Origin of the sequence: Halolamina sediminis (assembly GCF_001282785.1) — an archaeon.
GTDB classification, from domain to species: Archaea; Halobacteriota; Halobacteria; order Halobacteriales; family Haloferacaceae; genus Halolamina; species Halolamina sediminis.
This window is the reverse complement of sequence record NZ_CVUA01000001.1, coordinates 2,379,519-2,403,965: the sequence shown is the minus strand read 5'-3', so window position 1 is coordinate 2,403,965 and position 24,447 is coordinate 2,379,519. Positions and strand designations below refer to the sequence as shown.

Annotated in this window: 26 protein-coding genes; 14 read left to right on the top strand and 12 right to left on the bottom strand. The window is 69.3% G+C overall.

Going from position 1 to position 24,447, the window contains the following annotated elements; all coding sequences use genetic code 11:
- Nucleotides 1-6 precede the first annotated feature (6 nt).
- The gene (locus tag BN1959_RS12105; RefSeq protein ID WP_053948896.1) at nt 7-2,853 is read right to left on the bottom strand and encodes a bacterio-opsin activator domain-containing protein; all 2,847 of its coding nucleotides are present in this window, start codon (nt 2,851-2,853) and stop codon (nt 7-9) included.
- Nucleotides 2,854-3,114: 261 nt separating this feature from the next.
- On the opposite strand from BN1959_RS12105, the gene BN1959_RS12100 reads away from it, so the two are divergent.
- The 4 genes from BN1959_RS12100 to BN1959_RS12085 are packed head-to-tail and all read left to right on the top strand — an operon-like array spanning nt 3,115 to nt 6,100.
- Entirely contained in the window at nt 3,115-3,681 is a 567-nt protein-coding gene (locus BN1959_RS12100) for a GNAT family N-acetyltransferase (RefSeq protein WP_053948895.1), read from the top strand.
- 55 nt (nt 3,682-3,736) lie between these two features.
- Entirely contained in the window at nt 3,737-4,651 is a 915-nt protein-coding gene (gene mdh, locus BN1959_RS12095) for a malate dehydrogenase (protein ID WP_053948894.1), read from the top strand.
- 57 nt (nt 4,652-4,708) lie between these two features.
- A complete protein-coding gene (locus BN1959_RS12090; RefSeq protein ID WP_053948893.1) occupies nt 4,709-5,605 on the top strand; it encodes a CPBP family glutamic-type intramembrane protease in 897 nt (298 codons plus the stop codon).
- A 36-nt stretch (nt 5,606-5,641) separates the two neighbouring features.
- Entirely contained in the window at nt 5,642-6,100 is a 459-nt protein-coding gene (locus BN1959_RS12085; RefSeq protein ID WP_053948892.1) for an FxLYD domain-containing protein, read from the top strand.
- Between the two features lie 4 nt (nt 6,101-6,104).
- Here BN1959_RS12085 and BN1959_RS12080 read toward each other — a convergent pair whose 3' ends face one another.
- The 3 genes from BN1959_RS12080 to BN1959_RS12070 all read right to left on the bottom strand — a co-directional run bounded on the left by BN1959_RS12080 (nt 6,105) and on the right by BN1959_RS12070 (nt 10,436).
- On the bottom strand, nt 6,105-7,109 hold the full coding sequence (locus tag BN1959_RS12080) for a zinc-binding dehydrogenase (protein ID WP_053948891.1): 1,005 nt from the start codon (nt 7,107-7,109) through the stop codon (nt 6,105-6,107).
- Between the two features lie 96 nt (nt 7,110-7,205).
- Nucleotides 7,206-8,486 carry a COG1470 family protein gene (locus BN1959_RS12075; protein WP_053948890.1) on the bottom strand — a complete coding sequence of 427 codons (1,281 nt, stop codon included), beginning with the start codon at nt 8,484-8,486 and terminating at the stop codon, nt 7,206-7,208.
- Between the two features lie 102 nt (nt 8,487-8,588).
- Nucleotides 8,589-10,436: an excinuclease ABC subunit C gene (locus BN1959_RS12070; protein WP_053948889.1), complete on the bottom strand. Its 1,848-nt coding sequence runs from the start codon at nt 10,434-10,436 to the stop codon at nt 8,589-8,591.
- A 465-nt stretch (nt 10,437-10,901) separates the two neighbouring features.
- Between BN1959_RS12070 and BN1959_RS12065 the strand changes: the two genes are divergently transcribed.
- The 3 genes from BN1959_RS12065 (at nt 10,902) to BN1959_RS12055 (ending at nt 13,124) form a co-directional block, all read left to right on the top strand.
- Nucleotides 10,902-11,159 carry a hypothetical protein gene (locus tag BN1959_RS12065; protein WP_053948888.1) on the top strand — a complete coding sequence of 86 codons (258 nt, stop codon included), beginning with the start codon at nt 10,902-10,904 and terminating at the stop codon, nt 11,157-11,159.
- A 130-nt stretch (nt 11,160-11,289) separates the two neighbouring features.
- Complete coding sequence (locus BN1959_RS12060) at nt 11,290-12,234, top strand: ABC transporter ATP-binding protein (protein ID WP_053948887.1); 945 nt, start codon at nt 11,290-11,292, stop codon at nt 12,232-12,234.
- Nucleotides 12,231-13,124 (top strand): ABC transporter permease, encoded by an 894-nt coding sequence (locus BN1959_RS12055; RefSeq protein ID WP_053948886.1) that lies wholly within the window; start codon nt 12,231-12,233, stop codon nt 13,122-13,124. The genes BN1959_RS12060 and BN1959_RS12055 overlap by 4 nt, the downstream gene beginning before the upstream one ends.
- A gap of 325 nt (nt 13,125-13,449) precedes the next feature.
- Here BN1959_RS12055 and gnd read toward each other — a convergent pair whose 3' ends face one another.
- Nucleotides 13,450-14,454 (bottom strand): phosphogluconate dehydrogenase (NAD(+)-dependent, decarboxylating), encoded by a 1,005-nt coding sequence (gene gnd, locus BN1959_RS12050; RefSeq protein ID WP_154018276.1) that lies wholly within the window; start codon nt 14,452-14,454, stop codon nt 13,450-13,452.
- Here gnd and BN1959_RS12045 point away from each other — a divergent pair.
- Nucleotides 14,453-15,541, top strand: coding sequence for an aminopeptidase (locus BN1959_RS12045; RefSeq protein ID WP_053948884.1), 1,089 nt, complete (start codon nt 14,453-14,455; stop codon nt 15,539-15,541). The genes gnd and BN1959_RS12045 overlap by 2 nt on opposite strands.
- 688 nt (nt 15,542-16,229) lie before the next feature.
- Here BN1959_RS12045 and BN1959_RS12040 read toward each other — a convergent pair.
- Nucleotides 16,230-16,913 (bottom strand): DUF5806 family protein, encoded by a 684-nt coding sequence (locus BN1959_RS12040; RefSeq protein ID WP_053948883.1) that lies wholly within the window; start codon nt 16,911-16,913, stop codon nt 16,230-16,232.
- A 96-nt stretch (nt 16,914-17,009) separates the two neighbouring features.
- Between BN1959_RS12040 and BN1959_RS12035 the strand changes: the two genes are divergently transcribed.
- Both BN1959_RS12035 and BN1959_RS12030 read left to right on the top strand, forming a co-directional pair.
- A complete protein-coding gene (locus BN1959_RS12035) occupies nt 17,010-17,378 on the top strand; it encodes a universal stress protein (protein ID WP_053948882.1) in 369 nt (122 codons plus the stop codon).
- Between the two features lie 2 nt (nt 17,379-17,380).
- A complete protein-coding gene (locus tag BN1959_RS12030) occupies nt 17,381-17,944 on the top strand; it encodes a GNAT family N-acetyltransferase (RefSeq protein ID WP_053948881.1) in 564 nt (187 codons plus the stop codon).
- Here BN1959_RS12030 and BN1959_RS12025 read toward each other — a convergent pair.
- A complete protein-coding gene (locus BN1959_RS12025; protein ID WP_053948880.1) occupies nt 17,923-18,330 on the bottom strand; it encodes a universal stress protein in 408 nt (135 codons plus the stop codon). The genes BN1959_RS12030 and BN1959_RS12025 overlap by 22 nt on opposite strands.
- Before the next feature lie 293 nt (nt 18,331-18,623).
- Here BN1959_RS12025 and BN1959_RS12020 point away from each other — a divergent pair, with 293 nt between their 5' ends.
- A complete protein-coding gene (locus BN1959_RS12020; protein ID WP_053948879.1) occupies nt 18,624-18,965 on the top strand; it encodes a hypothetical protein in 342 nt (113 codons plus the stop codon).
- A gap of 63 nt (nt 18,966-19,028) precedes the next feature.
- Here the strand turns inward: BN1959_RS12020 and hemB are convergent, their stop codons facing one another.
- On the bottom strand, nt 19,029-20,033 hold the full coding sequence (gene hemB, locus BN1959_RS12015; protein WP_053948878.1) for a porphobilinogen synthase: 1,005 nt from the start codon (nt 20,031-20,033) through the stop codon (nt 19,029-19,031).
- A gap of 92 nt (nt 20,034-20,125) precedes the next feature.
- Here hemB and BN1959_RS15105 point away from each other — a divergent pair, with 92 nt between their 5' ends.
- Nucleotides 20,126-20,290 (top strand): DUF6757 family protein, encoded by a 165-nt coding sequence (locus tag BN1959_RS15105; RefSeq protein ID WP_202594683.1) that lies wholly within the window; start codon nt 20,126-20,128, stop codon nt 20,288-20,290.
- Between the two features lies 1 nt (nt 20,291).
- Here the strand turns inward: BN1959_RS15105 and BN1959_RS12010 are convergent, their stop codons facing one another.
- The 3 genes from BN1959_RS12010 to BN1959_RS12000 form a co-directional block, all read right to left on the bottom strand.
- On the bottom strand, nt 20,292-20,789 hold the full coding sequence (locus BN1959_RS12010; RefSeq protein WP_053949392.1) for a DedA family protein: 498 nt from the start codon (nt 20,787-20,789) through the stop codon (nt 20,292-20,294).
- Nucleotides 20,790-20,866: 77 nt separating this feature from the next.
- Entirely contained in the window at nt 20,867-21,691 is an 825-nt protein-coding gene (locus BN1959_RS12005) for a PHP domain-containing protein (protein WP_053948877.1), read from the bottom strand.
- A gap of 40 nt (nt 21,692-21,731) precedes the next feature.
- Nucleotides 21,732-22,748: a DUF5784 family protein gene (locus BN1959_RS12000; RefSeq protein WP_053948876.1), complete on the bottom strand. Its 1,017-nt coding sequence runs from the start codon at nt 22,746-22,748 to the stop codon at nt 21,732-21,734.
- A gap of 125 nt (nt 22,749-22,873) precedes the next feature.
- On the opposite strand from BN1959_RS12000, the gene BN1959_RS15100 reads away from it, so the two are divergent.
- Together BN1959_RS15100 and BN1959_RS11995 are read left to right on the top strand one after the other, a co-directional pair.
- Complete coding sequence (locus BN1959_RS15100; RefSeq protein WP_202594682.1) at nt 22,874-23,047, top strand: DUF5786 family protein; 174 nt, start codon at nt 22,874-22,876, stop codon at nt 23,045-23,047.
- 75 nt (nt 23,048-23,122) lie between these two features.
- Nucleotides 23,123-23,383, top strand: coding sequence for a DUF7561 family protein (locus BN1959_RS11995; protein WP_394325247.1), 261 nt, complete (start codon nt 23,123-23,125; stop codon nt 23,381-23,383).
- A 22-nt stretch (nt 23,384-23,405) separates the two neighbouring features.
- Here the strand turns inward: BN1959_RS11995 and radA are convergent, their stop codons facing one another.
- Nucleotides 23,406-24,437, bottom strand: coding sequence for a DNA repair and recombination protein RadA (gene radA / locus BN1959_RS11990; RefSeq protein ID WP_053948874.1), 1,032 nt, complete (start codon nt 24,435-24,437; stop codon nt 23,406-23,408).
- Between the last annotated feature and the right edge of the window lie 10 nt (nt 24,438-24,447).

Here is a 24,447-nt window from a genome sequence, read left to right as displayed (position 1 = left end):
CGTTTACTATGAATCACCTCCATGGGTGGCGTCGTCGAACAGCGTGTCGAACAGTTTTCGCTGGACCGTTCTAACGTGCCGGTAGAACGCCTGCGGGGAAATACTCAACGTCTCGGCGACGGCCTCGCCGGAGCTCCCTCGCGGCGACTCGAAGTAGCCGCTGTAGTACGCGGTCTGGAGCACCTCGAACTGGCGTTCGGTCAGCCGGTCGAGGAACTCGGCGTAGGGGTCGGCGGCGTCGTCGAGCGTCCGTTTCGATCGGAGCTCGACGCCGTCGAGTTCGGCGGCGATCAGCGAGGACACCGACCGGACGTCGACGTTCTCGGGCACGTCGACGGTGAGCGTCGTCCCCGTGGGTGTCGCGGTCGCGCTGTGGAACACCGCGCCGTGGTCGGCGAGTTCGAGCGCGAGGAACTGCTCGGCGAACCGCAGTCGGAGCACGCTCCGTGCCCCCTCGCTGGTGATCCGCTTGACTCCCGAGACGGCGACTAGCTCCGCGGCGGCGGCTTCGACCGCGTCGGCGTCGCCGTTCTCGACGGCGACGAACACGTCGTTGCCCTCCATCGTCTGCCTGACCCCGCCGCGATAGGTGAGCGTACAGTCGGCCCGCCGCGCCAGCTGGGAGAGCACGAAGTTCGGGTCGTCGACTGCGAACTGGAGCCGGGTCCGGGAGGGGCTCAACAGCGCGTTCTTGCGCTCGGTCGCACTGATCGCCGAAGCGACCGTCTCGCCGAGTTCGGCCACGACCGACCGGGTCATCCCGTCGAACGCGCCGCGCTCGTCGGCGTAGACGGTCAACACGCCGTAGGAGAGGTCGTTGTACCGCAGCGGCACGCTCAGACAGGACCGGAACTCCCGGGCGAGGGCGTCCTTGCGCCAGGGCTGACGCAGGTCGCCGGCCACGTCGTCGACGCCCGCGAGCTCGCCCGTCGCGGCCGCGCGGCCGGCCGGCTCGACCTCCTCGGTACTCACCGGGAACGACCGACTGTCGAGGTACTCCTGGCCGTCGCCGGCCCAGCTTCGTGGCTCGACAGTGTCGCCGCTGTCGTCGACCGCCCCGATCCACGCGAACCGAAAGCGGTCGTCGGCGGCGAGTCGCTCACAGACGCCGCGTTCGATCTCCTCGCGGGTCTCCGAACGCACGAGCGCCTGGTCGATCCCGCGGATCGTCTCGTTGATCCGGTTCAGCTGGGCGAGCCGGCTGTTGCGCTGCTGGAGTTCCCGCTCCTGCCGGCGCAGCCGGGACTCCCGCTCGACGCGATCCAGCGCCGCCTCCGCGGTCGCCGCCAGCAGGTCCACGAGCTCGACCGTGATCCCGTCGAACGCGCTGATCTCCCCCGACCCCACGACGAGCACGCCGTGGTCGCCCAGCGGGACGAACGCCGCCTGCCGGAGCTCGCTCGCCGGGTCGTCGAAGCCCGGGGCGTCGTGAACGTCCTCGAACCGCAGCGTCTCCTCACGGACGAACGAACGGCTGACGGGGCTGTCGGCGTCGACCGGCACCGTCGAGGTCGGGCCGTGGCGCCGCTCGAACGCCTTTGACCAGCTCTCCGGCCGGAGCGCGTTCTCCTCGGCGTCGAACAGGTAGACTGCGCCGGCGTCGACGCCGAGGACGTCCGGCGTGTCGTCGACGACGTTGCGGGTGATCTCCGCGGCGGTCTCGGCGTAGAGGAACGCCCGGGCCGTCCCTTGGAGGGTGGTGAGCGCCCGCTCGCGCTGCTTCCGGGTCGTGATGTCCCGGCAGGTGTAGAGGATGCGGCCGTCCTGGATCGACACCTCCCGGACGTTGACGAGCAGCGTGTGCTCCCGGCCGGCCTTGTCGGTCACCGTACACTCGATGTTCTTGAGCACGCCCTCGGCGGCCAGCTCCTCGCGATCGAACAGCTCGTCGCCGAGCAGCTCCTCGATGGGGTGGTCGCTCCGGATCTCCTCGGCGGTGTAGCCGAAGATGAAGTGGACGTTCGGGCAGACGTACTGGTACTCGCCGTCGTCGTCGGTGAGCAACACCGTGTCGGTCATGTACTTCAGCGTCGCCCGGTGGAGCTTCTCGGAGCGGCGGAGGTCCCGTTCCAGCCGGACCCGCTCGGAGACGTCCAGCCCCTCGACGACCAGCGAGACGACCCGCCCGCGCTCGTCCTCGACGGGGTGGACCGAGAGCTCGACGACCGTGGGCGCCGACGCCGTCGGGTCGCCGACGACCACGTCGCTCGTCACACCGTCGGCGCCGCGCTCGACGAGCTGTCGAACGTCCCGCGCCGTCGTGTCGTCCCAGTACGGCAGCGTCCAGAACGGCTCGCCGACGATCTGCTCGACCGACGCGTCGGTCATCCCTCTGGCCGTGCGGTTCACCCGGAGCAGCTCCCCGTCCACGTCGAGCACCCACGTCGCCGTTCTGGAGTCCTGAAAGACGGCCTCGAACTGTCTGGCGCGGTCGCGCTGGGTGGCGGTGTGTCGCGCCGACCAGAGCGCCCGTTCGAGCCGCTCGAACAGCGTCTCCCACGTCGCCTCGTCCGCCCCCTCGATCGGGACGTAGTCGGTGACGCCCGCGGCGATCGCGTCGCTGGCCAGTCGTTCGGAGCCGTCGCGGGCGCCGAGAACCAGCGGGAACGCGGGCGCCTCCTCCTGAATCGTGGCGAGCAGTTCGACGCCGCTGCCGTCGGCCAGCCGCTGGGCGCTGAGGACGCAGTCGACCTCGGCACGTCGGAAGCGATCCAGCGCCGCCGCGGCGCCCGACTCGACGGTGACGGTCGCGCTCGTTCGCCGGCGAAGCTCGTCGGCGAACCCCGTGACCCACGGCGTGTCACCCACGAGCAGCAGGTGACAGCGGTGGAGGATGCTGTCAGCGCTCGGCATCCTGTGGCGGGGTGTGGGCGGTCGGTCGACGGTTTCGCGTCCGGAGCATGTCGAGAGAGCTACCTCACCGACGGGGATAACCGTTCGGCATCGCGCCGCCGCTCCCCTCGTGAGAGACCGTGGCAGGCCTCCCGAAGCGCTATACCGTCCCCGCCATCACCCGACGGACATGCCCGACGCCATCGCCCGTGTCGGCTTCCCCCGTTCGCGATAGCCGGCGCCGCCGACGTACCGCTCGCAACACTGATCGATCACACACCGATGTCACACGCGACGTTCATCGACGGCGACCGCATCGAACTCCGACCGCCCGACGAGGACGACATTCCGCTCCTCGTCGAAGCCAAAAACCACCCGCAAGTCCGGCGTCACGTCACGCGGTTCCGGACGCCGATCGACGAGGCGAGCTACCGCGAGGACCGCTGGCCGCTGCCGAACGACGACGACGGGGTCGAACTGCTCGTGGTGCCGAAATCCGGGGACTTTGGGGGCGAGCCAGTCGGCTCGGTCAGCCTCGCGCCGATCCAGCAGCCAGACGGCTACGCCAACTTCGGCGTCTGGCTCCACCCCGACGCGTGGGGGAACGGCTACGCGCTCGACGCCGGCGCCCACCTGCTCGACTACGGGTTCTGCGCCCACCGACTCCACCGCGTCTCGGCGACCGTCGCGGGGGGCAACGACGCCTCACGGCGACTCTGTGAGCGCTTGGGGTTCACGGAGGAGGGTGCCGCCCGCGAGGCGTGGTTCCTCGACGGCGAGCACGTCGACGCCGTCCACTACGGCCTGCTCGAACGCGAGTGGGACGGGCCCGAGGCCGTGCTGGGGTAGCGCCCGGCCGCCGCCATCGGTGCGTTTAATCCCGAACTGGCCCAACCCCTACGTCATGACGAAAGTCAGCGTAGTCGGTGCGGCAGGGACCGTCGGTGCGGCCGCCGGGTACAACCTCGCGCTCCGGGACGTGGTCGACGAGCTCGTCTACGTCGACATCCCCGAGCAGGAGGACGTCACCGTCGGGCAGGCCGCCGACGCCAACCACGGCGTCGCCTACGACTCGAACACCACCGTCCGGCAGGGCGGTTACGCGGACACCGCCGGCTCGGACGTGGTGATCATCACCGCCGGTATCCCGCGGGAGCCCGGCCAGACCCGTATCGACCTCGCGGGCGACAACGCGCCGATCATGGACGACATCGGCAGCTCGATCGCCGAGCACAACGACGACTTCGTCACCATCACCACCTCCAACCCCGTCGACCTGCTGAACCGCCACCTCTACGAAACGGGCGACCGCGACCGCTCGAAGGTGATCGGCTTCGGCGGCCGGCTCGACTCCGCGCGGTTCCGTTACGTGCTCTCCGAGCGCTTCGACACCCAGGTGGGCAACGTCGAGGCGACGATCCTCGGCGAGCACGGCGACGCGCAGGTGCCCGTGTTCTCGAAGGTGCGCGTCGATGGCCGCGATCCGGAGTTCACGTCCGACGAACGCGAGGAGATCTTCGCCGACCTCCAGCAGTCCGCGATGGACGTGATCGAGCGCAAAGGTGCGACTGAATGGGGGCCCGCGACGGGCGTGGCCCACATGGCCGAGGCGGTCATCCGCGACACCGGCGAGGTGCTGCCGGGCAGCATCGTCCTCGACGGCGAGTACGGCTACGAGGACACCGCCTTCGGCGTCCCGATCAAACTCGGCGAAAACGGCGTCGAGGAGGTCGTCGAGTGGGATCTCTCCGACTACGAGAGCGGTCTGATGGACGACGCCGCCGAGAAGCTCCGCGACCAGTACGCGAAGATCGAGTAGCTGCCGCGGTCGACGCAACGACCACGATTTTTCTTCCCCCACGCCGATACGCCGGCTATGGACGGCCGACTCGACGCGCCCGAGACGCTCGAACGCCGCCGGATCGGCGTGTTCCTCGCGGTCGCGTTCGGCGTCTCCTGGGCGACGGGACTCGCGATCTGGCTCACCGGCGGCTTCCGGAACAGCCCCGAGATCACCCAGGGGATCACGCTCGCGACGGTGCTGCTCCCGTCCGCCTACATGTTCGGTCCCGCGGTGGGGAACGTCGCTGCGCGGCTCGCGACCGGCGAGGGCTGGGACCGCCACCGGCTGCGCCCGGAGTTCGAGGGGACGATGTGGACCTACGCCGCCGCGTGGCTGGCGCCCGCGGCGCTGACTGTCGTCGGCGCCGCGTTCTACTTCGCCGTCTTCCCCGGGCAGTTCGACCCGACGATGGCTGCGTTCCGCGAGCAGGTGGCGAGCATGGGCGTCGGGATGGACCCGTGGCTCCTGGTCGCGATCCAGATCGGCAGTGCGCTCACGATCGCACCGATCATCAACGCCCTGTTCGCGTTCGGCGAGGAGTTCGGCTGGCGGGCGTACCTGCTGCCGAAGCTCGCGCCGCTGGGGTACCGCCGCGCAGTCGTCGTTTCGGGGGTCGTCTGGGGCGTCTGGCACTGGCCGCTGCTCGCGATGGGGTACAACTACGGCTTCGACTACCCCGGGTTCCCGTGGACCGGAATGCTCGCCTTCCTCGCGTTCACCGTCGGCGCCGGCACGTTCCTCGCCGCGCTCACGGTTCGGGAGGGGAGCGTCTGGCCCGCGAGCATCGGCCACGGCGCGATCAACGCGATCGCGAGCGTCGCCGTGCTGTTCGTCGCCGGCCAGCCGAACACGCTGCTCGGACCGACGCCGGTGGGCGTGCTGGCCGCGCTGCCGTGGCTGCTCGTCGCCGCGTGGCTGCTCCGAGCGTAGCACAGAAGATATGGTTCGGGGCCTCCAGCGATCGGTATGCGCCGCCGTGCCCTCCTCGCGCGCACCGCCCTCCTGACCACCGCCGCCGGGCTGGCCGGCTGCTCCGGCCTCGGCGACGGGAGCGACCCATCCACCAATACGCCCACCGACTCACCGACCGCCAGCCCCACGCCGACGCCGTCGACGATCCAGACGCCCGAGAGCAGCTCGCTCGCCGTCGTCGAGCACACGCTCTCGCGGTCGAACGAAGGGAGCGAGAACGAACTCGTCGCGGTCGAGACCACGATCGAGAACGTGGGCGAGTCGGCTGCGGTCGGGGTTACTGCCGTCGCTCGGTTTCTCGACGCCGACGGGACGCTGCTCGAAGAGAGTGAAGCCAGTACCGACCGGCTCGGCGCGGGCGGGCGCTGGACGGTCGAGCTGCTCTACCCGGCCAGCGGCGAAGCGACCCGCGCGGTCGCGGAGTACCGGCTCGACGTCGAACGGAGCGACTGACGCGTCACTCGTTTTCGAGCAGTAGCTTCCCGACGAACTCGCCGGACTCGGCCAGCGCGTGCGCGTCGGCCACCTCGTCGAACGTGAACCGTTCGTCGACGTGGGGCGTAATCGCGCCGTCGTCGACCAGTGACGCGATCTCGTCGAGTTCGTCGCCGACACGCTCCTCTCTCTCGCCGAGCAGTACCGGCAGGATCACCAACACGACGCCGAGTTCGAGGGAGTTCTCGTGCATCGGCGCGAGCGAGAGCTTCTCGGCGGCGCTGGACTCGGTGGTGACGACGCTCCCGAACGGCCGGACCGCCTCGAACGCGGTCGCGAGGTGGTCGTCGCCGACGGGGTCGAACACGGTGTCGAAGCCGGCGCCGTCGGCGTACTGCACGACGTACTCGGCGGGCTCGGTCTCGGTGTAGTCGACGGCCCCATCGGCGCCGAGTTCCAGCGCGAGGTCACGCTTCTCGGCGGTCGATCCCGTCGCGGTCACGTTCGCGCCGAGCCAGCGGGCGACCTGTACGCCGATGTGGCCGACGCCGCCGCTGGCGCCGTAGACGAGCACGTCGTCGTCGATCCCCACGTCGCTCTTGTCGGTCAGCATCTCCCACGCCGTGAGCGCGACGACCGGCAGCGCCGCGGCGTCGGCGAGCGGGATCGACTCCGGCGCGTCGGCGAACGTGCCCGCGTGGCCGACGACGTAGTCGGCGAGCCCGCCCTGCCGGCCGGCGCCGCCGGGCATCCCGTACACCTCGTCGCCGGCCTCGAAGCGGTCGACGCCCTCGCCGACCGCGTCGACGACGCCGGCGACGTCACAGCCCAGCGTCGCCGGGAACTCCGGGGCGAAGTCGGGGATGTGGCCCGCACGGATCTTGTAGTCGACGGGGTTGACGCTCGAGGCGACGACCCCGACACGGATCTCGCCGGGGTCGGGCTCGGGGATCGGTCGTTCGGTCTCGGTGAAGACGTCGGGGTCGCCGTACTCCTCGATGACGTGTGCGGTCATCTCCGATTGCATCGCCCGGACGTTCGGGCCACCGCGGGGAGAGGTCGGCGGTGGTGACACGCGGCGCTAGCCGGCCGCAGTACGCGAAAAATGGGAGAGTACGCGGGGTTACTCGTCCGACTCGTCCAGTTCGTCGTCGGACTCGTTCTGGGTGATCTCGTACTGGAACCCCATCGTGTTGTCGGGCATGATCTCGGCGGTCCACTCGCCGGCGGCCGGCTCCTCGAGCTCGTAGACGAACTCGGTCTGCCCGCCGTTGGTGGCGTAGGGACCGTCCTGCGAGGCGCCGCGCTGGGGCGAGGAGCCGAGGTCGACGTAGCCGCTCTGGCTCACCTCCACGCGCTCGGCCTCGATTCGCTCGCCGTCAGGTGAGACGAACGTCACGTCGAAGCTCGCGGCCTCGGCGTTCTCGGCGGTGCGGCGGTTCTGGGGGTTGAGCGTCAGCGTGACGTTGTCGGTCCGCTCGGAAACGTCGAACTCGGCCTCGTAGGCCTCCTCGGGCTGCTCCCAGACGACGAAGCTCAGGCTGACCTCCTGCCAGTAGTTGTTGTCGTCGCGGCGGTTGGGGTCCTGCAGCCCCAGGTCGAGCGAGGTGTCGTAGCGCCCGCGCTCGGCGTCGGCGTCCGGCGAGATCGTGACCGTCACGGTCGCGGTCTCACCGGGTGCGATCTGGCTCGGCGCGTCGACGTCGATCCAGGACTGGTCGACCTGCTGCGGGCAGTGGGTGCCGTAGCAGCGGCCGCGCTGCTCGGCGCGCTCGGGGCTCAGCGGCACCGACTCGTCGCCGGTGTTCTCGATCACGATCTGCTTGCTGATCGAGTCGCCAGCCTCGACCTGCGTGTGGATGTACGTCTCCGAGAGGATCTGCACGGTCGGCTCCTTCCAGACGGTGACGCTCGTGTGGGCCGCGTGGACCGGGCGGTCGGGCCGGCCGGCCGTCGAGACGGTCTGGTCGGTGAACGCGATCGCGCCGGAGTAGCGCGCGATCTCGGCGTCCTCGGGGACGGAGACGCTCACTTCGTACTCGACTTCCTCGCCAGCGTCGATGCTGTCGGGGCCGTCGATCTCGATCCACGACTCCTTGATCGGGTTGCGGTCGGTCGGCGACGTGAACAGGTGGGGGTTCACGTCGACCGACTCGTCCTCGCCGTTCTCGACGACGACGGTGAACGTGTCGCTCTCACCGGGCTTGAGGTCGAGGTAGCTCTCCCGGGCGTCGACGTAGAGCCGCGTGTAGTTCCCGTCGCCGTCGTCACTCTGCTCGGTGGAGACGGCGTCGTTGACTGCGGGGGCCGGTGCGTCGGTCGCGCCGTCGATCGGTGCGACTGCCGCCGCGGCTGGCACGCCGGCCAGCGCGACGAGTAACGTGACGAGTATGACTCGTTTCATGGTTGACGTACGCCGAAACTCGCCATGGAGGGCGGAGGGCGGCGAACGAACGGCGGTTCGATGCCGGCCGGCAAATAGGTACTGGAAAGTGAAACGAGATTTTTACAGCCGCCGGTCGATCCGCTCGGCGGTCGTCGGCCCGACGCCCTCCACGTCCAGAAGCGCCGGCTCGCCGGCATCGCGGATCGCGTCGATCGAGCCGAACCGGCGGAGCAGCCGTCTGCGCGTCTCGGGGCCGACGCCCTCGACTTCGTCGAGCGCCGTCGCCACCTCGTCGCGCACGCTCTGGTGGTACTGGACCGCGAAGCGGTGGGCCTCGTCGCGGACGCGCTGGAGCAGGTGGAGGTGGGACGCGTCGTCGTCGAACCGCTCGACGTTGTCAGGCGACGCCTGACTGGCAGCCGAGCTTCGCTCGGCGACGCCGTCGGGCGTGACCACCAACTCCTCTGACTTCGCCAGCGCGATACAGGGCACCTCCCAGCCCACCTCGTCGAGCGCGTCCATCGCGGCGCCCAACTGTCCCTCGCCGCCGTCGATCAGCAGCAGGTCCGGGTCGGGCCGGTCGTCCCGCCCGTCGACGGCGCGTTCGGCCCGCCAGCGCACCAGTTCGCGCATGTTGGCGTAGTCGTCGTTGCGTTCGGGCAGCTTCTTCCGGCGGTAGTCGGAGTTCTCGGCGCTGCCGTCGACGAAACACACGTCGCTGCCGACGACCGCCTTCCCCTGGGCGTGGCTCACGTCGAACCCCTCGATGCGCTCCGGGCGGGGAATGTCGAGCGCCTGCCCGAGCGCGCCCACGGGGTCGTCCGCGCCGCCGACGCCGCTGCGGGCGTTCTTGAGCGCCAACTCGACGAGCTTCCCCTCACGGCCCGCGCCGGGCACCGACACGTCGACGCCCGCGCTCTCGAGCCAGCCGAGCACGTCCTCGTCGTCCGGCCGCTCGGAGAGCAGGATCGCGTCGGGCAGTTCCCGTTCGGCGTAGTACTGCGTCAGGAACGCCGACAGCAGGCTCGCGACGCGGTCCTCGCCCTCGGGCGCGTCGAGGCGGTGTCGCGAGCGGTCGACGAGCTGGCCGGCGTCGGCGTGGAGCCGCGCGACAGTCGCGTCGCCGCCCTCGACGACCGCCGCGAGCACGTCGAGTTCCCGACGGCTTCCGGGCGAGGAGACCGCCTCGCCGCCCTCGCCGTGGAACGCCTCGACCGTTTCGAGGCGATCCCGGGCGTTGGCGGCACGCTCGAACTCCTCCGCTTGGGCGGCCTGCTCCATCTCCCGCCGCAGCGGGTCGGCGAGGATCCCGGTTTCGCCCTCGAAGAAGCGGATCGCGCTCGACACGTCCTCCGCGTAGCTTTCCGCGCCGATCGCGTCGACGCAGGGCGCCGAGCAGAGCCCCATCTCGTGGTCGAGGCAGGGCCGGTCGCGGTTGCGGAACTTGTGGTCCGAACAGCCCCGCAGCCCGTACGTCTCCCGGATCGCCTTCACGACCGTCTCGACCTCGTCCTTCCGGGTGTAGGGACCGAAAACGGTCGCTGCGTCGTCGGGGTCGCGGGTGATCTCGATTCGGGGGTACTCGTGGTTGGTGAGCTGGACCAGCGGGTAGGACTTGTCGTCCTTCAGCCGGACGTTGTACCGCGGCTGGTGGCGCTTGATCAGGTTCGCCTCCAGTAGGAGGGCCTGGGTCTCGGTGTCCGTGACCGCGGTGTCGATCGCGTCGGCGCGCCCGACCATCTTCCGGATGCGGTCGCTCCGCGGTCCGCTCACGGCTTCGCCGTTCGCGCGGCTCGAGGCGGCTTCGCCGCCTCGGTGGTCCGCGTAGGAGCGCACGCGGTCGCGGATGTCGACGGCCTTGCCGACGTAGAGAACCGTGTCGGCGTCGTCGCCGCGTTCGAGGAACTGGTAGACGCCCGGCTCCCGAGGGAGGTCGCCGGCGCGCGCTCGGACCTCGCTCGCGTCCATCTATCCGGGGTAGGGTGTCGGCGCGTTTGAGCGTGACGCCCTCGGCCGTCGGTGTACAGGATCGCGACTGCAACAGCGCCTCGATCGTTGGCTACTGAGACCCCGACAACACCACGATTTTGCCTACTGAGACGGCAACCGCGACAGCATCTCGTTCGTCGACCACTTGTAACCGCGGTGCGCCGGACACGAGGTCCGTCATCAGAAATCGGAGATTTCTGATTGGCAAACGAGAGCCGGAGGCTCTCGTCTACGGCGCAGTGCCGAGTCCCCGCACCTCCCCGTCGCCGCCGGCGCTCGCTCGTTTCACTCGCTCGCGCGTTGGCGGCGACGCTTCCACCGCAACCACACCTTCACGCGTGAACGGGACTCTTCTGGTGCCTCGAACGGTGCAGCGGTGTCGCGAGGGAGGCCACCCAGTACCCGACCGCCGACTACAAGCCGCCCCCACCACAACCTCGCCCCATGACTCGCGTCTGGCTGGTCGACCGCGACGTCGACAGCCGCAACACGGTGACGATGACCTACGCCACGCCGGACGGCGAGCGGGCGTTCACCAGACAGGCCGCGCTGGACCGCCTCGCGACCCGCGACGGGCCGACCGCCGCCGTCGACGTCGAGGACGACCGGCTGGATCCGATCGACGACGCCGAGACCGCCGAGCGGTACGCGGCCGAAGCCGAGCGTGTCGCGGCGGCACACGATCCCGACGACGTGCTGTAACCGACCGCGGCCCGTGACCGAAGCGGCCGCCGGGCCGCTCTCACGGAGAACGCCGCGGTCGTGTCTGCGCTCACCAGTTTCTCTTCGCACGGGCCGAAACCCTTTATCGGGAACCGGGGCAAGCCGGCCCATGGCTGCCATCGAACTCGACGGGGTGACGAAACGGTTCGGCGACGTGACCGCCGTCGACGGGCTCGATCTGACGGTGGAGGAGGGCGAGGTGTTCGGCTTCCTCGGTCCGAACGGGGCCGGGAAGTCGACGACGATCAACGTCCTGCTCGACTTCGTCCGCCCCACCGCGGGGCGGGTGGAAGTGCTCGGAATGGATCCCCAGCGCGACAGCGTCGCGGTCCGGGACCGTACGGGCGTGCTCCCGGAGGGGTTCTCCGTGTACGAGCGCCTCACGGGGCGCGAACATCTGGAGTTCGCGATCGAGTCCAAGGACGCCGACGCCGACCCGGACGCCGTGCTCGATCGCGTCGGCCTCGCCGGCGACGGCGACCGCAAGGCCGGCGGCTACTCGAAGGGGATGGCCCAGCGCCTCGCGCTTGGGATGGCGCTGGTGGGCGACCCCGACCTACTGATCCTCGACGAGCCCTCCTCCGGGCTCGACCCCGCGGGGGCGAAGGAGATGCGCGATATCGTCCGCGAGGAAGCCGAGCGCGGCGCGACGGTGTTCTTCTCCAGCCACGTGCTCGGGCAGGTGGAAGCGGTCTGTGACAGCGTGGGGATCCTCCGCAAGGGGGAGCTCGTCGCCAAGGACTCCGTCGAGGGGCTGCGCGAGGCGGTCGGCACCGGCGCGACGCTAGAGATCACTGCGAGCGGCGTGGCGGACGACGATCTCGACGCGGTGCGCGCGCTCGACGGCGTCGACGCCGCCTCGACCGACGGCGCGACCGTGACGGTCCAGTGCGATCCCGAAGCCAAAACCGCGGTCATCGGCGCGCTCGAGGATGCCGGCGTCGCCGTCGAGGACTTCTCGACCCGCGAGTCGTCGCTCGAGGACCTGTTCCTCGCGTACACCGAGGGTGATACACCCGACGATGGTGGGGCGGCCGAGGAGGTGGGGTCATGAGCTGGGAGGCCGTCGCCCGGAAGGACTTCCGCGATGCGGTGCGCTCCCGGTGGCTCTGGGTGCTGTCGGCGCTGTCGATCCTCGTGTTCGCCGGCGCCGCGATCGGGCGGCTCTACGTCGGCGGGGGCAGCCAGCAGGAATCGGCGGCGATCCTCCGGGGCTTCCTGTTCTACCTCAAGCAGGGGACCGCGATCCTGATCCCGCTGACGGCGCTCGTCGTCGCCTACGGCTCGATCACCCGCGAGCAGGAGTCGGGCACGATCAAGCTACTGCTCTCGCTGCCCCACTCGCGTGACGACGTGGTGCTCGGGAAGTTCCTCGGCCGCAGTGCGGTCGTCAGCCTGCCGGTGTTGATCGGCTTCTTCGTCGCGCTGCTCGCGCTGCTGCCGGCGGCGTCGGGGCTGGACATCCTCGTCTACGTCGAGTTCGCGCTGCTGACCGCGCTGCTGGGGGTCGTGTTCGTCGGCATCGCCGTCGGCGTCTCCGCGGCCGCAAACACGAACCAGCAGGCGCTGGTCGGCGCTGGCGGGCTGTTCGCGACGTTCTGGTTCCTCTGGAACTTCTTCGTCACCGGCGTCAACCGCGCGGCGACGGAGCTGTTCGGCCTCTCGACGCCCCAGCAGTTCCAGCTCCGGCTCGCGATGAAGATCCTCAACCCGATTCAAGCGTACAAGTCGCTGGTCGACAGCCTGTTCATGAGTGATCTGGAGGCCCGCATCCGGATGTTCAGCCTGCTGCTGGGGATGATCCCGAACCAGCAGGCCGCACGGGCGCTCGGCCCCGAACTCTCGCCGGTGTTCTCCGACGCTGTCGTCCTGCTCGCGATGCTGCTCTGGCTGGCGATCCCGCTCGCGGTGGGGATCGTCTGGTTCCGGGACGCCGACCTGTAGCGGGCCCGCTACCGACCCTGTCAAACGGAGATGTCGGAGGTGTTTTCCGTCGCCGGCGGGGAGTAGAGGTGACGGCACGGACAGCGGGGGCCTTTCGCCCTCGTGGTCTCCACGGGGGTTCTCCCGTTGGCCTACCCCGTCGTTCAACGACCCTGAGCGGCGGCTCTCGCGAACAAGCTGTCGGCCCGATACCGTACTGACGAACGACGGCTGGCTCGCGTTTTCTCCGACCTCGCTCATTGCTCGCGGGTCGCGTTCGCTCCCCGCTCGCGTTCCGAGGTCGGTTTCCCGCTCGCTCCTCCGTCGCTCGCGTTTTCCCGCCTCGCTACTCTCGCTTCACGTCGTGCCGCCCGAACCCGTAGCGCAGCCGGTTCGCCAGCCGCCGGGAGAACCGTCCCTCCTCGGGCGCCCGCGAGCCGAACCGCTCGGCCAGCGCCTGATAGATCAGCGGCACCGGTGTCTCCTGCTCCAGCGCCTCCTGGACCGTCCAGGTCCCCGTCGAGCCGCCGGCGACGTGGTCGGCGACGTCGCCGAGATCGTTCCCCTCCTCGCGGAACGCCTCCTCGCAGAGTTCGAGCAGCCACGAGCGGATCACGGCGCCGTTGTTCCACGTTCGCGCGACGGCTTCGAGGTCGAGGTCGTAGCGCCCGTTCGCGAGCAGTTCGAACCCCTCGCCGTAGGCCTGCATCAGCGCGTACTCGACGCCGTTGTGGATCATCTTCACGTAGTGGCCCGACCCCGAGGGACCCATGTGGTCGTGGCCGGCGTTCCCGGTCGCGACGGCGTCGAAGACGGGCACCATCGCCTCGTACGCCCACTCGGGCCCGCCGATCATCAGCGAGAAGCCGAGGTGTGCGCCCGCGGGGCCGCCGGAGGTGCCGCAGTCGAGGTAGGCAGCGTCGACCTCCTCCGCGCGGCGGACCGACGCCTCGAAGTGGGAGTTCCCGCCGTCGACGATCACGTCGTCCTCCCCGACGTGGGGCTCCAGATCCGCGAGCGTGGCGTCGACGGGGTCGCCCGCCGGCACCATCAGCCAGATCCGTTTCTCCGCGCCCAGTCGGTCACAGAGGTCCGCAACGCTGTCGGCGGCGGTCGCGCCCGCCTCGGCGGCCTCGGCGGTCGCCTCCGCGCTCAGGTCGAACGCCACCACGTCGTGGCCCGCGTCGAGAGCCCGGTCGACGACGATCTGTCCCATCCGTCCGAGTCCGATGACGCCCAGTTCCATACCGGAGGCTGTGAGGGAACGCGTGTAGCCGTTGCGGTCCCGAGCGCCGCGGGGGTCGCCGGCGTCCCACGGGTATTTTGCGCTCCCGGGCCGACCTCCCGCCATGGACGAACGAGTCCGCGAGCACGCGAGGACGCTGGTCGACTGGAGCGCCCGGATCGAGGCGGGCGACGACGTGGTGCTCTCCGTCGCCGAGGGGGCCCACGAGCTCGCCGTCGCGGTCGCCGAGGAGCTCGGCGAGCGCGACGCGAACGTCGTCACGCTGTACGGCTCCGACGAGGTGGATCGGGCGTACACGCGGGCCCACAGCGGCGAGTTCGACGAGGACCCCGAGTACGAGCGGGCGCTGTACGAGCACGCCGACGCGGTGCTCCGCCTCGGCGGCGGCCGGAACACGACCGAGGGCGCCGACGTGCCCGCGGAGAAGCGACAGGCCAAGGGCCGGGCCCGGCAGGGAATCCGCGAGGCGCGGATGGACACCGACTGGGTGTCGACGGTTCACCCCACCCGCGCGCTGGCCCAGCAGGCCGGCATGAGCTACGCGGAGTACCAGCAGTTCGTCTACGACGCCGTCCTGCGTGACTGGGAGGAGCTCGCCGACGAGATGGCGAAGATGAAGGCGCTGCTGGACGACGGGAGCGAAGTCCGAATCGTCAAGGAGGATACGGATCTCACGATGTCGATCGAGGAGCGGACCGCAGTGAACTCCGCGGCGAGCGTCGCGTACGATTCCCACAACCTCCCCTCCGGCGAGGTGTTCACCGCGCCCCACGCCACTGAAGGTGAGGTGTTCTTCGACGTGCCGATGACGATCAACAGCCAGCGCGTGCGGAACGTCCACCTCACCTTCGAGGACGGCGAGGTCGTCGACTTCGCGGCCGAGCAGAACGAGGACGCGATCGCGGAGGTGCTCGACACCGACGAGGGCGCGAGGCGGCTCGGCGAACTCGGGATCGGGATGAACCGCGGCATCGACCGCTTCACCGACAGCATCCTCTTCGACGAGAAGATGGGCGATACGGTGCATCTGGCGCTCGGGCGGGCCTACGAGTCGAACTTCCCCGAGGGCAGCGAGGACGAGGCGAACGACTCGGCGGTCCACGTCGACATGATCACCGACATGAGCGAGGACTCGCGGATGGAGGTGGACGGCGAGGTGGTGCAGCGTAACGGGACGTTCCAGTGGGAGTAGCGAGGTCGGGACAACGCGAGCGACGATCGGGAGCGAGCGGAAAACCGACCTCGGAACGCGAGCGGTGAGCGGAGTGAACCGCGAGCGGACGGGTTTGGCGAATAGGTGAGAGGAGAGGTTGCTGTTTCCGGGTGTCGTCGACGACTACAATCGCGAACGTCACCGCGGAGTGAGCAGGGCAACTTGTGACCGCACCGCCCCGCACAGCCCACAGCTCTCCCCAGCCGACTCGGTCGCTCACGTCCGTTCGCTCGTCCTCCGAGAGAGCAAGCTCTCTCGTGCCCTCGCTCGGTTCACTCGCGAGGACCTCGCGCGCTCGTTCGCCCACGGAGGCGTCGTGCGGGCGACCCACGCGTCGCCCGCACTGCCAGCGAGACCGAAGGTCTCGCCCTGCTCACGTCGCGCGCCGACAGCGACCGCGGTGCGGTGGTGGTGGACGCCTCGCGAGCGCCAACGGTCGGCGTCACCAGAACGCGAAGCGTTCTGGTTGGCAGCCGAGAATCTTCGATTCTCGTCGACGCTCGCGGGGGGAGGGGTGGGGACTCGGGACTGTGCCGGGCCTCGTGCCCGGCACCCTGCAGTCACAAGTGGTCTAGCATCGAGATGCTGTTGCTGTCGCGGGTGCTGTCTCAGTTACCAACGACCGAGATGTTGCCTCCGAAATAGGGTGCCTGGGCACCACTAACCCCTACTCCGTCTCGTGAACGTGCCCGCACTCCGGGCACTTCACCTCCTCGCCGCGCACCTCCGCCGACGCCTCCCGCACCTCACGCATCACCCGCGAGATCTCGTCTTCTGCCTCCAGTTCCTCCTCGACGGAGAGATCCACCCCCTCGACCTCCAGCAGGAACTTCGCGATCTCGGTCACCTCGTACATCGTCTCGTCGAGCTCCTCGGCGGTGTAAAAGCCCGACATCGCGCCGTAGAGGAACGTCGCACCCGCCTTGGTCACCTTCTCCTCGAAGGAGGCGCGGGCCTGATTCACCGCCTGCGGGGTGTACGTGTCGGTCATAAAGGGCACCAGCCGCGGGAGGTTCTCGCCGATCTTGGTCATCTCGACGCCGGTCTCGGTCCGGAAGTCCGCACAGAGCCGGGCGATCGCCCACTCGCGGGCGGTAATGTACGTCCGATCGCGCAGGAACTCGTTGACGCGGTCGTAGTCCGCGCGGTCCATCTTGGTGAAGCGCTCGTACTCGGCCACGTCCTCGGGCACGTCCTCCGGGAGCTCCACGTCGCGGGAGGTCGTCGGGCTCTCGTCGCCGGCCCCGTTCTCGGCGGAATCGGCCGTCGTCTCCCGCTTCGCCTCGAACTCCCGGTCGGTCGCGTCGTCGCCGTCGGCCTCCGTCCCCGGCGGCATCGGATCGTCGCTCATGCCCACACCTGACACAGCCACGGACATAGGGCTGTCCACCGCGGCCGGTCGATCCGGCCCGCGGGGTTTATGAGCCGAGCGATCATGCGGCCGAGCATGAAGGTGCTGCTCGGTATCGGCGGGAGCGACGACTCGATCCGGGCGCTGGAGCGCGTGGTCGAGCGCGCGGCGGCGGTCGACGACGAGCTCACGATCGCGATCGTCGAGAACCCTCGGTCGCCCCGTTCGCGCGACGCGGTCGCCGAGCGAGCACGCGAGGAGCTCGACACCGCCGGCATCGACGCGGAGATCCGACAGGTCGACGGCGACCCGGGGAGCGAACTGGTCGATATGGCCGAGCGCGAGGGGTTCGACGAGATCGCGCTGGGCGGCGGCCAGACCAGCCCGATGGGGAAGATCAACGTCGGCAGCATCGCGGAGTTCGTCCTGCTGAACGCCCACACGACGGTCAGGCTGGTCCGCTGAGCATGACCGGACCACAGCGCTACCCCGACGACGCCGTCGGGGAGCTCCCGACGCCGCCCCGAACAGTCGAGGACGCGGACGGCCGACAGATCCGGCTCCGTGCCGACGACGGCAGCGAGAGCGACCGCGAGGCGCTGCGGGCGATGTACGAGGCGTTCGACCCGGCCGACCGGGCACAGGGGATCCCCCCGAGTCGCCCCTCACAGCTGGAGGACTGGCTCGACCGCATCCTCGACGGAGGCTGCTACAACGTGTTCGCGCTCGACGGCGACGACGTGGTCGGCCACGTGACGCTGGTGCCCGAGAACGGGACGGAGTCGCCGTACGAGCTCGCGATCTTCGTGCTCCAGTCCCACCAAGGGGCGGGGATCGGCACCGCGCTGATCGAGACGGCGCTGGGCTACGGCGCCGAGCAGGGGATCACGAAAGTGTGGCTCACTGTCGAGCGCTGGAACCGCGCCGCTGTCGGGCTGTACGAGAAGATCGGGTTCGAGACGACCGACGCCGAGAGCTTCGAGTTGGAGATGGCGATCCGGCTCGACGCTCAGACCGAGAGCACCGGCTGACTCGCGTAGCGAAGCACGTACTCCGCCGTTTTCTCCAGGACGGCTGCGCGGGTACCGGTCTGTGGCTCCCGCGGAACGACGAGAAAGTCCGCCCCGACCTCCTCGGCGGTGTCGAGGACGACGCTGCCGGGGTGTTGGCTGAGACGGTTCTTCGAGAACCCCGAGACCGTCGAGGCCTCGATCTCGACGCCGCGTTCGGCGGCGAGCTCCTCGGCGGTCTCGGCGTACCCCTCCGACTCGTAGTTGTCGGCGACGCTCTCGCCGAGTACGTAGACGACGTGGACCGCGGCGTCGTACGTGTCGGCGACCGCCACGGCGTACTCGACGGCCCGGGTCGACTCCTCGCTCCCGTCGACGGCGACGAGTACGCGGTCGAACGGCTCCATGGGTGGGAGTCCACGCGGTGACGCAAAACCGTTTGGTTCGGAAGCGAGGTGGGAAAACGTCGCGCCTTCGGCGCGACGGCAAACCACCTCGAGAAGCGAGCGGGGAGTGTAACGACCCGCGAGCAGCGACGCTGGAAACCGTGAGGGAGCGAAGCGACCGCACGGCAAACCCCCTCGGAACGCGAGCGAGGCAAAACCCGAAAAACGCCGAACAGCCGCGCAGACAGCGACACTCCACGTGAGCCACCGCTCCGACGGAAAGGATTTCTGCGTTCGCTCCGACGACAGTCCTCATGGCCCTCCGTTCCCTCTGGAAACCAGTCCTGCTCTACACCGGTCTCCTCGGCCTGCTCACGGTCGGGACGGTGTATTTCGCGACGCACTCGCTCGCGTTTATCCTCGTGTTGGCCGCGGTCGGCCTGCTCGTGGCCGTTCTCAACGGTGGCACCGCCGGGACGACGAGCCTCGGCGGCGCCGAAAACTCGGACGACGGCGAGGCGGAGTTCGACGAGGCGGGGCTGTTACCCCACCCGAGTACTGCGGTCCCGCTCCGGCTCACCCTCCTGCTCTACGGGCTCGGGGTGTTCCTGTGGAGCCTCGCGGTGTTGATCGTGCTCGGCGACACGCTCGCGTGAGCGCTCCGCCGTCGACTCTCGAACAGTGAGCGAGAAACGTCGCAGTCTACACGCTCCACCGACTCAGAGCGACTCCGCCACGTCCTCGGCGAAGTACGTGAGGATCAGGTCCGCACCGGCGCGCTTGATCGACAGCAGCGACTCCTGAGCCACGGCGTCCAGATCGAGCCACCCCTTTTCGGCGGCGGCGTGCAGCATCGCGTACTCGCCGGAGACGTTGTACGCCGCCACGGGGTGGTCGTGCTCGCGGCGCACGTCCGTGACCACGTCAAGGTACGGCAGCGCGGGCTTGACCATCAGGACGTCCGCCCCCTCCTCCACGTCGAGTTCGACCTCGCGGCGGGCCTCCCGCGCGTTGCCGGGGTCCATCTGGTAGTGTCGGCGGTCGCCGAAGGCTGGCGCGCCGTCGGCGGCGTCGCGGAACGGGCCGTAGAACGCGGACTCGTACTTCGCGGCGTAGGACATGATCGGGAGGTTCCGGAACCCCGCGTCGTCGAGCCCCTCACGGATCGCACCCACCATTCCGTCGAGGCTGGCGGAGGGGGCGACCATGTCCGCGCCCGCCTCGGCGTGGGAGACCGCAGTCTCGGCGAGCAGTTCGACGCTCTCGTCGTTCCGGACGGTCAGGTGTGGGTCCTCCTCGGCGTCGCCCTCAACGACCCCGCAGTGGCCGTGGTCGGTGTACTCACAGAGACAGACGTCCGTGATGACGTAGGCGTCCGTCTCCTCGGTGATCTCCCGGACGGCGCGCTGGACGACGCCGTTCTCGGCGTAGGCGCGGGTGCCGCGGCCGTCCTTGAACTCCGGGATGCCGAACACCATCACCGCCTCGACGCCCGTTTCCAGCACCTCCTCGACACGGGCGACGGCGTCGTCGACGGGGACGCGCTCGTGGCCGGGCATCGACTCGATCGGGACGCGTTCGTCGGTCGTCGCGTCGACGAACACGGGTGCGATCAGGTCTGTCGCGTCGAGGCTGGTCTCCGAGACGAGCGACCGGACGCCGTCGGCCCGCAGGCGCCGCGGACGGCGGGCGTCGTCGCGGCCGGGGCGAGGGATCTGCTCCATGCCGAGAACAGCGTCTCCGGCGGCAAAACCGCGTCGTTCCGCCCGGCCGCGACCCGCGTTTTTAACCGACTGGACCGCCTAGCAGTTCACGTATGAAGTGTCACTACTGCGACGACGATGCCGTCTACGCCGCGGAAACGGACGGGATCAAGGTTGGTCTCTGCGAGGAGCACTTCCAGGAGCGCGTCGAGGAGTTGGCCGACGACGAGGGGCTCGAAGCGCTGCGGGAGCGGACCGAGATCGACCGCGCGGAGTAGCTCACCAAAGCACGTCGACGCCGAACACGTACAGCGCCGCGAGCGCGGACTCGAACACGAGCGTCCCCAGTGCCGAGAGCGCGACGAACCGCCTGCGGTCCATCGACGCCAGCCCCGCCGGCACCGTCAACATCCCGCGGGTGAACAGCATCGCGTTGCTGCCGGCGACCGCGTAGCCGCCCCAGCGCTCGAACCAGCCGTCGAAGCGGGTCAGCGTCCCCTCGCTCACGCGGAACCATCTGTTCTGCAGGAGGTACTCCCGGCCGGCCCGTCGAGCGACGGTAAACAGCACGACCTGCCCGACCGTGGCGCCGAGGACGGCGACGCCGAGCAGGGGAAGGAGTTCGTCCGGGCCGTGGCCCAGCAGCGCCAGCGACCCCGGGACGAGGAGTTCGCTGGGGACGAAGTACATCAGCATCGCCCCTTCGAGGACGAACACCCCGAACAGGACGACGTACGCCCACTCCGAGGTCAGCAGCGACTGCAGCCACCCCGGCATCTCGGCGACGATCCCCTCGTTCACGGCCGCCGTTACCGGGGTCGCGGATAAATCAGTTACTCTCGCCAGTAGGGGGTTCAAGCGAGTTCGACCGGCTCGGGCAGGCGCTCGCGGACGCGCTCCCACGCAGCCTGCGGGAGGCCGTCGACGGCCAACTCCTGCTCGTGGGCGTCGGTGCCACCGGTCGCGAGCAGGTCGTAGTCGGCGATGGCAGCCTCGACGGGTCGGGGGTCGAGCGCCGCGGCGTCGTCGGGCGATACCGGACGATCGTACGGGTAGTAGCGCTCGACAGCGTCGAGGTCGGCCGTCAGTTCCAGCGCGGCCTCGGGGTCGTCGTAGCGCAGCGGGTGGGCGAGCCCGACGAACGCGCAGGCGTCTTCGAGTAGTTCCCGGCCCGTCCCGAAGTCGGGGACGGTCCGGGCGACGTAACACGAGCAGTCGTCGCCGATCAGGTCGTCGAACACGTCGCCGACGGCGTCGTAGTCGGCGTCGCTCTCGACGACCGCGCGGGCGATGTGGGGCCGCCCCAGCCCCGGGTGGGGGTCGATGCCGAGATCGACGCCCAGTTCAGCCTCGACGTTCTCGACGATCTTCCGCCCGCGGTCGACGCGATCCTGCTGGAGCCGTTCGACCTCCGCGGTCAGCGCGTCGGTGGGTTCGAGGCCGTACCCCAGCAGGTCGACGCGCTCGTGGTCGGTCTCGACGCGGAGCTCGATCCCCCGGACGACGAGCAGGTCGCCGCGGCGTTCGACGGGAGCCGAGAGATCGGGATGGTAGCGGTCGTGGTCGGTGACGGCGACGGCGTCGAGCCCCTCGGAACGGGCGGTCTCGACCAGCCCGTCGAGCGAGAAGGTGCCGTCGGAGACAGTGGTGTGGGTGTGGAGGTCGGCGACGACGCTCATTGCCGGAAACTGTCGGCCGCGGGAGAAACCGCTTGCGGTGTCAGTCGTCGACCCACTCGACGGCGTCGCCGAGATCCAGCGGGAGCCCGCCTTTCCGGTAGGCCTCGATGCGGCCCGAGGGCCGGGCGCGGAACACGACCGCCGGCCGGTGACGCACCTCGGGCCGCTCGCCGGCGATCGCGAGCCAGTCGTCGTCCGGGAACGAGGAGCAGTCGACGAACAGCGTGACGCCGCCGCCGTGCTCCTCGAGCTGGCCGGAGGATTTGGTCTCGGCGGTCTCCCGGATCGCGGTTACCGGCGAGCCCGCGGCGCGGTGTTTCGGCGGAAGTGGTCGCGTCACCTCGACCAGCGACGCCTCGGCGTCGCCGTCGCGGCTGGCGCGGTAGTCGATCGAGTGCCCGGTCGTCACTGCCGCCTCGGGGGTCACGTCGTAGCCGGCCTCCAGCAGGACCGCGGCGGCGTTGAACTCCCCCATCGTCGCCGACATCCGGGTGAGATCCATCGTCTCGGAGGTCCCCAGCTTGCCCGCCATCGTCTCGCGGTACTCGTCGAGCGCGCCCGAGGAGAGTAGCTCCTCGTAGAACGACAGCGCCTCGTCCCGATCGGCGTCGGGAAAGCCCGCGGCGTGGTCGTGGAAGAACTCCCGGGTGGTCTCCCGGCCGTCCTTCGAGAGGAACACCGGGAGGAAGAACCACGACAGGTGCGGGTACTCTTCGAGCCACGGCGACTCCTCGGTGAGCTGGGCGAGCAGCTCCCGCTCGGCCCACCGCCGGATCGGGTAGGGGACCTCCTCGAACCCAACCTTGTCGGTACGCCAGAGCGCCGACGGCGTCTCAGTGTTGCCCAGCCAGTAGCCGGCGTCGCCGTCCCAGCAGAACAGCGCGATGTCGCCGTTGTCCATCTCGAACCGGACGGCGTCGACGCCGTCCGGCGAGCTGTACCACGGGCCTCCCATCTCCGCCCCGATGTTGGCCTGCAGCGCCTGGAGCAACTCGTCGCGAACGCGCGCCTCGGACCACGACCCGGGAGCGTATCGGAACCGAAGCGGCTTTGCCACGGTTTCACTCGGTGATGTGGGGGTTTACAGGTTTCGAGGCGTGCCGGGAGAGTCGTCTGTCACGGCGATCCGGGTGAAAGTAACCGACACGTATATGCTACCTACCCACAAAGTGAGTAGTTGTCATGTCATTCGGTGCCTATGATGAAGGAGAGCACGAACGCCGCGAGCAGCTGACTTCCCAAGCGGACACCGAGTTCGCGGAAGCCGAAGAGGAGTTCAGCGGAACCGTCAGCTACGACTCCGGTGAATCCGCGGAGGCGCTGCTCGACCAGTTCGAGGAGATCAAAGACGACTGATCCGAACTCTCCTTCTCCGGCAGCCCGACCGAACAGCCGTGGCGCCGGCGATTCTGGGCGTTGTCCGCCGCCGCAGTGCCTAACCGCCTCGCCCTCGAACTGCCGCCGATGGCCACCCAGCGCTGTGACGGCTGCAATCGACGGGTCCGTATCGGCGGCGGTATCGGCGACTTCTGGTCGTTCAGCAACGACGGTCCCACGCAGGGGATGGATCTGGAGTTGGCCGATGGCGCCGAGTTCTTCCTCTGTTTTGACTGTATCGAACGCCTGCCCGACGACCGGGACGCGAGGGCGACCGACGTCGACGCGCTGCCGCGTCACGACGCCGAGGAGTGAAAACCGGGGCTCCGCTGCGCGCTTACTCGGGCTTCAGCCCGCCGTCCTGTACGCGCATGACAGCCTCGCCGTCGGCGAGGTTGGGCGCGTCAACCAGGCGGACGATCCGCTTGTCACCTTTCGACTTGCGGAGGTACATCCGGAACGTGGACTTGTGGCCGAGGATGTTCCCGCCGATCGGCTGGGTCGGGTCGCCGAAGTAGGAGTCGGGGTTGGAGGCGACCTGGTTCGTGACGAGAACGGCGACGTTGTGGAGGTTGCCGACCTTGTCGAGTTCGTGGAGGTGTTTGTTGAGCTTCTGCTGGCGCTCGGCGAGCTCGCCGCGGCCGACGTACTCCGCACGGAAGTGGGCGGTCAGGGAGTCGACACAGAGCAGCCGGACCGGCCAGTCGTCCTCCTCGTGCTCTTTCGCGAGTTCGAGCGCCTTCTCCGCCAGCAGCATCTGGTGGTTGGCGTTGAACGCCTTCGCGACGTGGATGTTGTCGAGGAACGACTCGAGTAGCTGCTCCATCGCCTCCTCGTCGCCGGGCTCGCCCTCGATCTCGCGGCGTTCGAGCTCCTCGGCGATGATCTCGTCGTCGAGCCCCCGGATCATGTCGTCGATCCGCTCGGGGCGGAACGTGTCCTCGGTGTCGATGAAGATCGCGCCGCCGTCGAGCCCCCCGTTCTCCTTCGAGAGCTGGACGTTGACGGACATCTGGTGGGTGACCTGTGACTTCCCGGAGCCGAACTCGCCGTACACTTCGGTGATGGACTGGGTCTCGATCCCGCCGCCGAGTAGCTCGTCCACCTCGTCGATCTGCCAAGAGAGCTTCCCGATTCGTTCACGGCGCTCCAGTACAGTTGCGCCGGTCTCGAAGCCGCCGACGTCGGCGGCCTCACGCGCCGCGTTGATCACGTCCGACGCCGTCGAATCGCCCACGTCCGCGGAGTTGGACAGTTCGCCGGGGCTCGCGACGGCGATGCTCTGGAAACTGTCGAAGCCCGCGTCGGTGAGCTTGTCTGCGGTTGCGGGGCCGACGCCGGGGAGACTTTCGAGGTCGTCTTCTGCCATACTCTGTCGT

Coding starts and splice junctions, on each gene's coding strand:
- BN1959_RS12005 (WP_053948877.1), bottom strand. CDS start 21,691: ATGAGCGTCGTCGCCGACCTCCACACCCACACCACTGTCTCCGACGGC.
- BN1959_RS12100 (WP_053948895.1), top strand. CDS start 3,115: ATGTCACACGCGACGTTCATCGACGGCGACCGCATCGAACTCCGACCG.
- BN1959_RS12020 (WP_053948879.1), top strand. CDS start 18,624: ATGGCCCTCCGTTCCCTCTGGAAACCAGTCCTGCTCTACACCGGTCTC.
- BN1959_RS12030 (WP_053948881.1), top strand. CDS start 17,381: ATGACCGGACCACAGCGCTACCCCGACGACGCCGTCGGGGAGCTCCCG.
- BN1959_RS12065 (WP_053948888.1), top strand. CDS start 10,902: ATGACTCGCGTCTGGCTGGTCGACCGCGACGTCGACAGCCGCAACACG.
- BN1959_RS15100 (WP_202594682.1), top strand. CDS start 22,874: ATGTCATTCGGTGCCTATGATGAAGGAGAGCACGAACGCCGCGAGCAG.
- gnd (WP_154018276.1), bottom strand. CDS start 14,454: ATGGCGGGAGGTCGGCCCGGGAGCGCAAAATACCCGTGGGACGCCGGC.
- BN1959_RS12085 (WP_053948892.1), top strand. CDS start 5,642: ATGCGCCGCCGTGCCCTCCTCGCGCGCACCGCCCTCCTGACCACCGCC.
- BN1959_RS12055 (WP_053948886.1), top strand. CDS start 12,231: ATGAGCTGGGAGGCCGTCGCCCGGAAGGACTTCCGCGATGCGGTGCGC.
- BN1959_RS12045 (WP_053948884.1), top strand. CDS start 14,453: ATGGACGAACGAGTCCGCGAGCACGCGAGGACGCTGGTCGACTGGAGC.
- BN1959_RS12075 (WP_053948890.1), bottom strand. CDS start 8,486: ATGAAACGAGTCATACTCGTCACGTTACTCGTCGCGCTGGCCGGCGTG.
- BN1959_RS12010 (WP_053949392.1), bottom strand. CDS start 20,789: ATGCCGGGGTGGCTGCAGTCGCTGCTGACCTCGGAGTGGGCGTACGTC.
- hemB (WP_053948878.1), bottom strand. CDS start 20,033: ATGGAGCAGATCCCTCGCCCCGGCCGCGACGACGCCCGCCGTCCGCGG.
- radA (WP_053948874.1), bottom strand. CDS start 24,437: ATGGCAGAAGACGACCTCGAAAGTCTCCCCGGCGTCGGCCCCGCAACC.
- mdh (WP_053948894.1), top strand. CDS start 3,737: ATGACGAAAGTCAGCGTAGTCGGTGCGGCAGGGACCGTCGGTGCGGCC.
- BN1959_RS12090 (WP_053948893.1), top strand. CDS start 4,709: ATGGACGGCCGACTCGACGCGCCCGAGACGCTCGAACGCCGCCGGATC.
- BN1959_RS12040 (WP_053948883.1), bottom strand. CDS start 16,913: ATGAGCGACGATCCGATGCCGCCGGGGACGGAGGCCGACGGCGACGAC.
- BN1959_RS12105 (WP_053948896.1), bottom strand. CDS start 2,853: ATGCCGAGCGCTGACAGCATCCTCCACCGCTGTCACCTGCTGCTCGTG.
- BN1959_RS12070 (WP_053948889.1), bottom strand. CDS start 10,436: ATGGACGCGAGCGAGGTCCGAGCGCGCGCCGGCGACCTCCCTCGGGAG.
- BN1959_RS15105 (WP_202594683.1), top strand. CDS start 20,126: ATGAAGTGTCACTACTGCGACGACGATGCCGTCTACGCCGCGGAAACG.
- BN1959_RS12060 (WP_053948887.1), top strand. CDS start 11,290: ATGGCTGCCATCGAACTCGACGGGGTGACGAAACGGTTCGGCGACGTG.
- BN1959_RS12025 (WP_053948880.1), bottom strand. CDS start 18,330: ATGGAGCCGTTCGACCGCGTACTCGTCGCCGTCGACGGGAGCGAGGAG.
- BN1959_RS12080 (WP_053948891.1), bottom strand. CDS start 7,109: ATGCAATCGGAGATGACCGCACACGTCATCGAGGAGTACGGCGACCCC.
- BN1959_RS12035 (WP_053948882.1), top strand. CDS start 17,010: ATGAAGGTGCTGCTCGGTATCGGCGGGAGCGACGACTCGATCCGGGCG.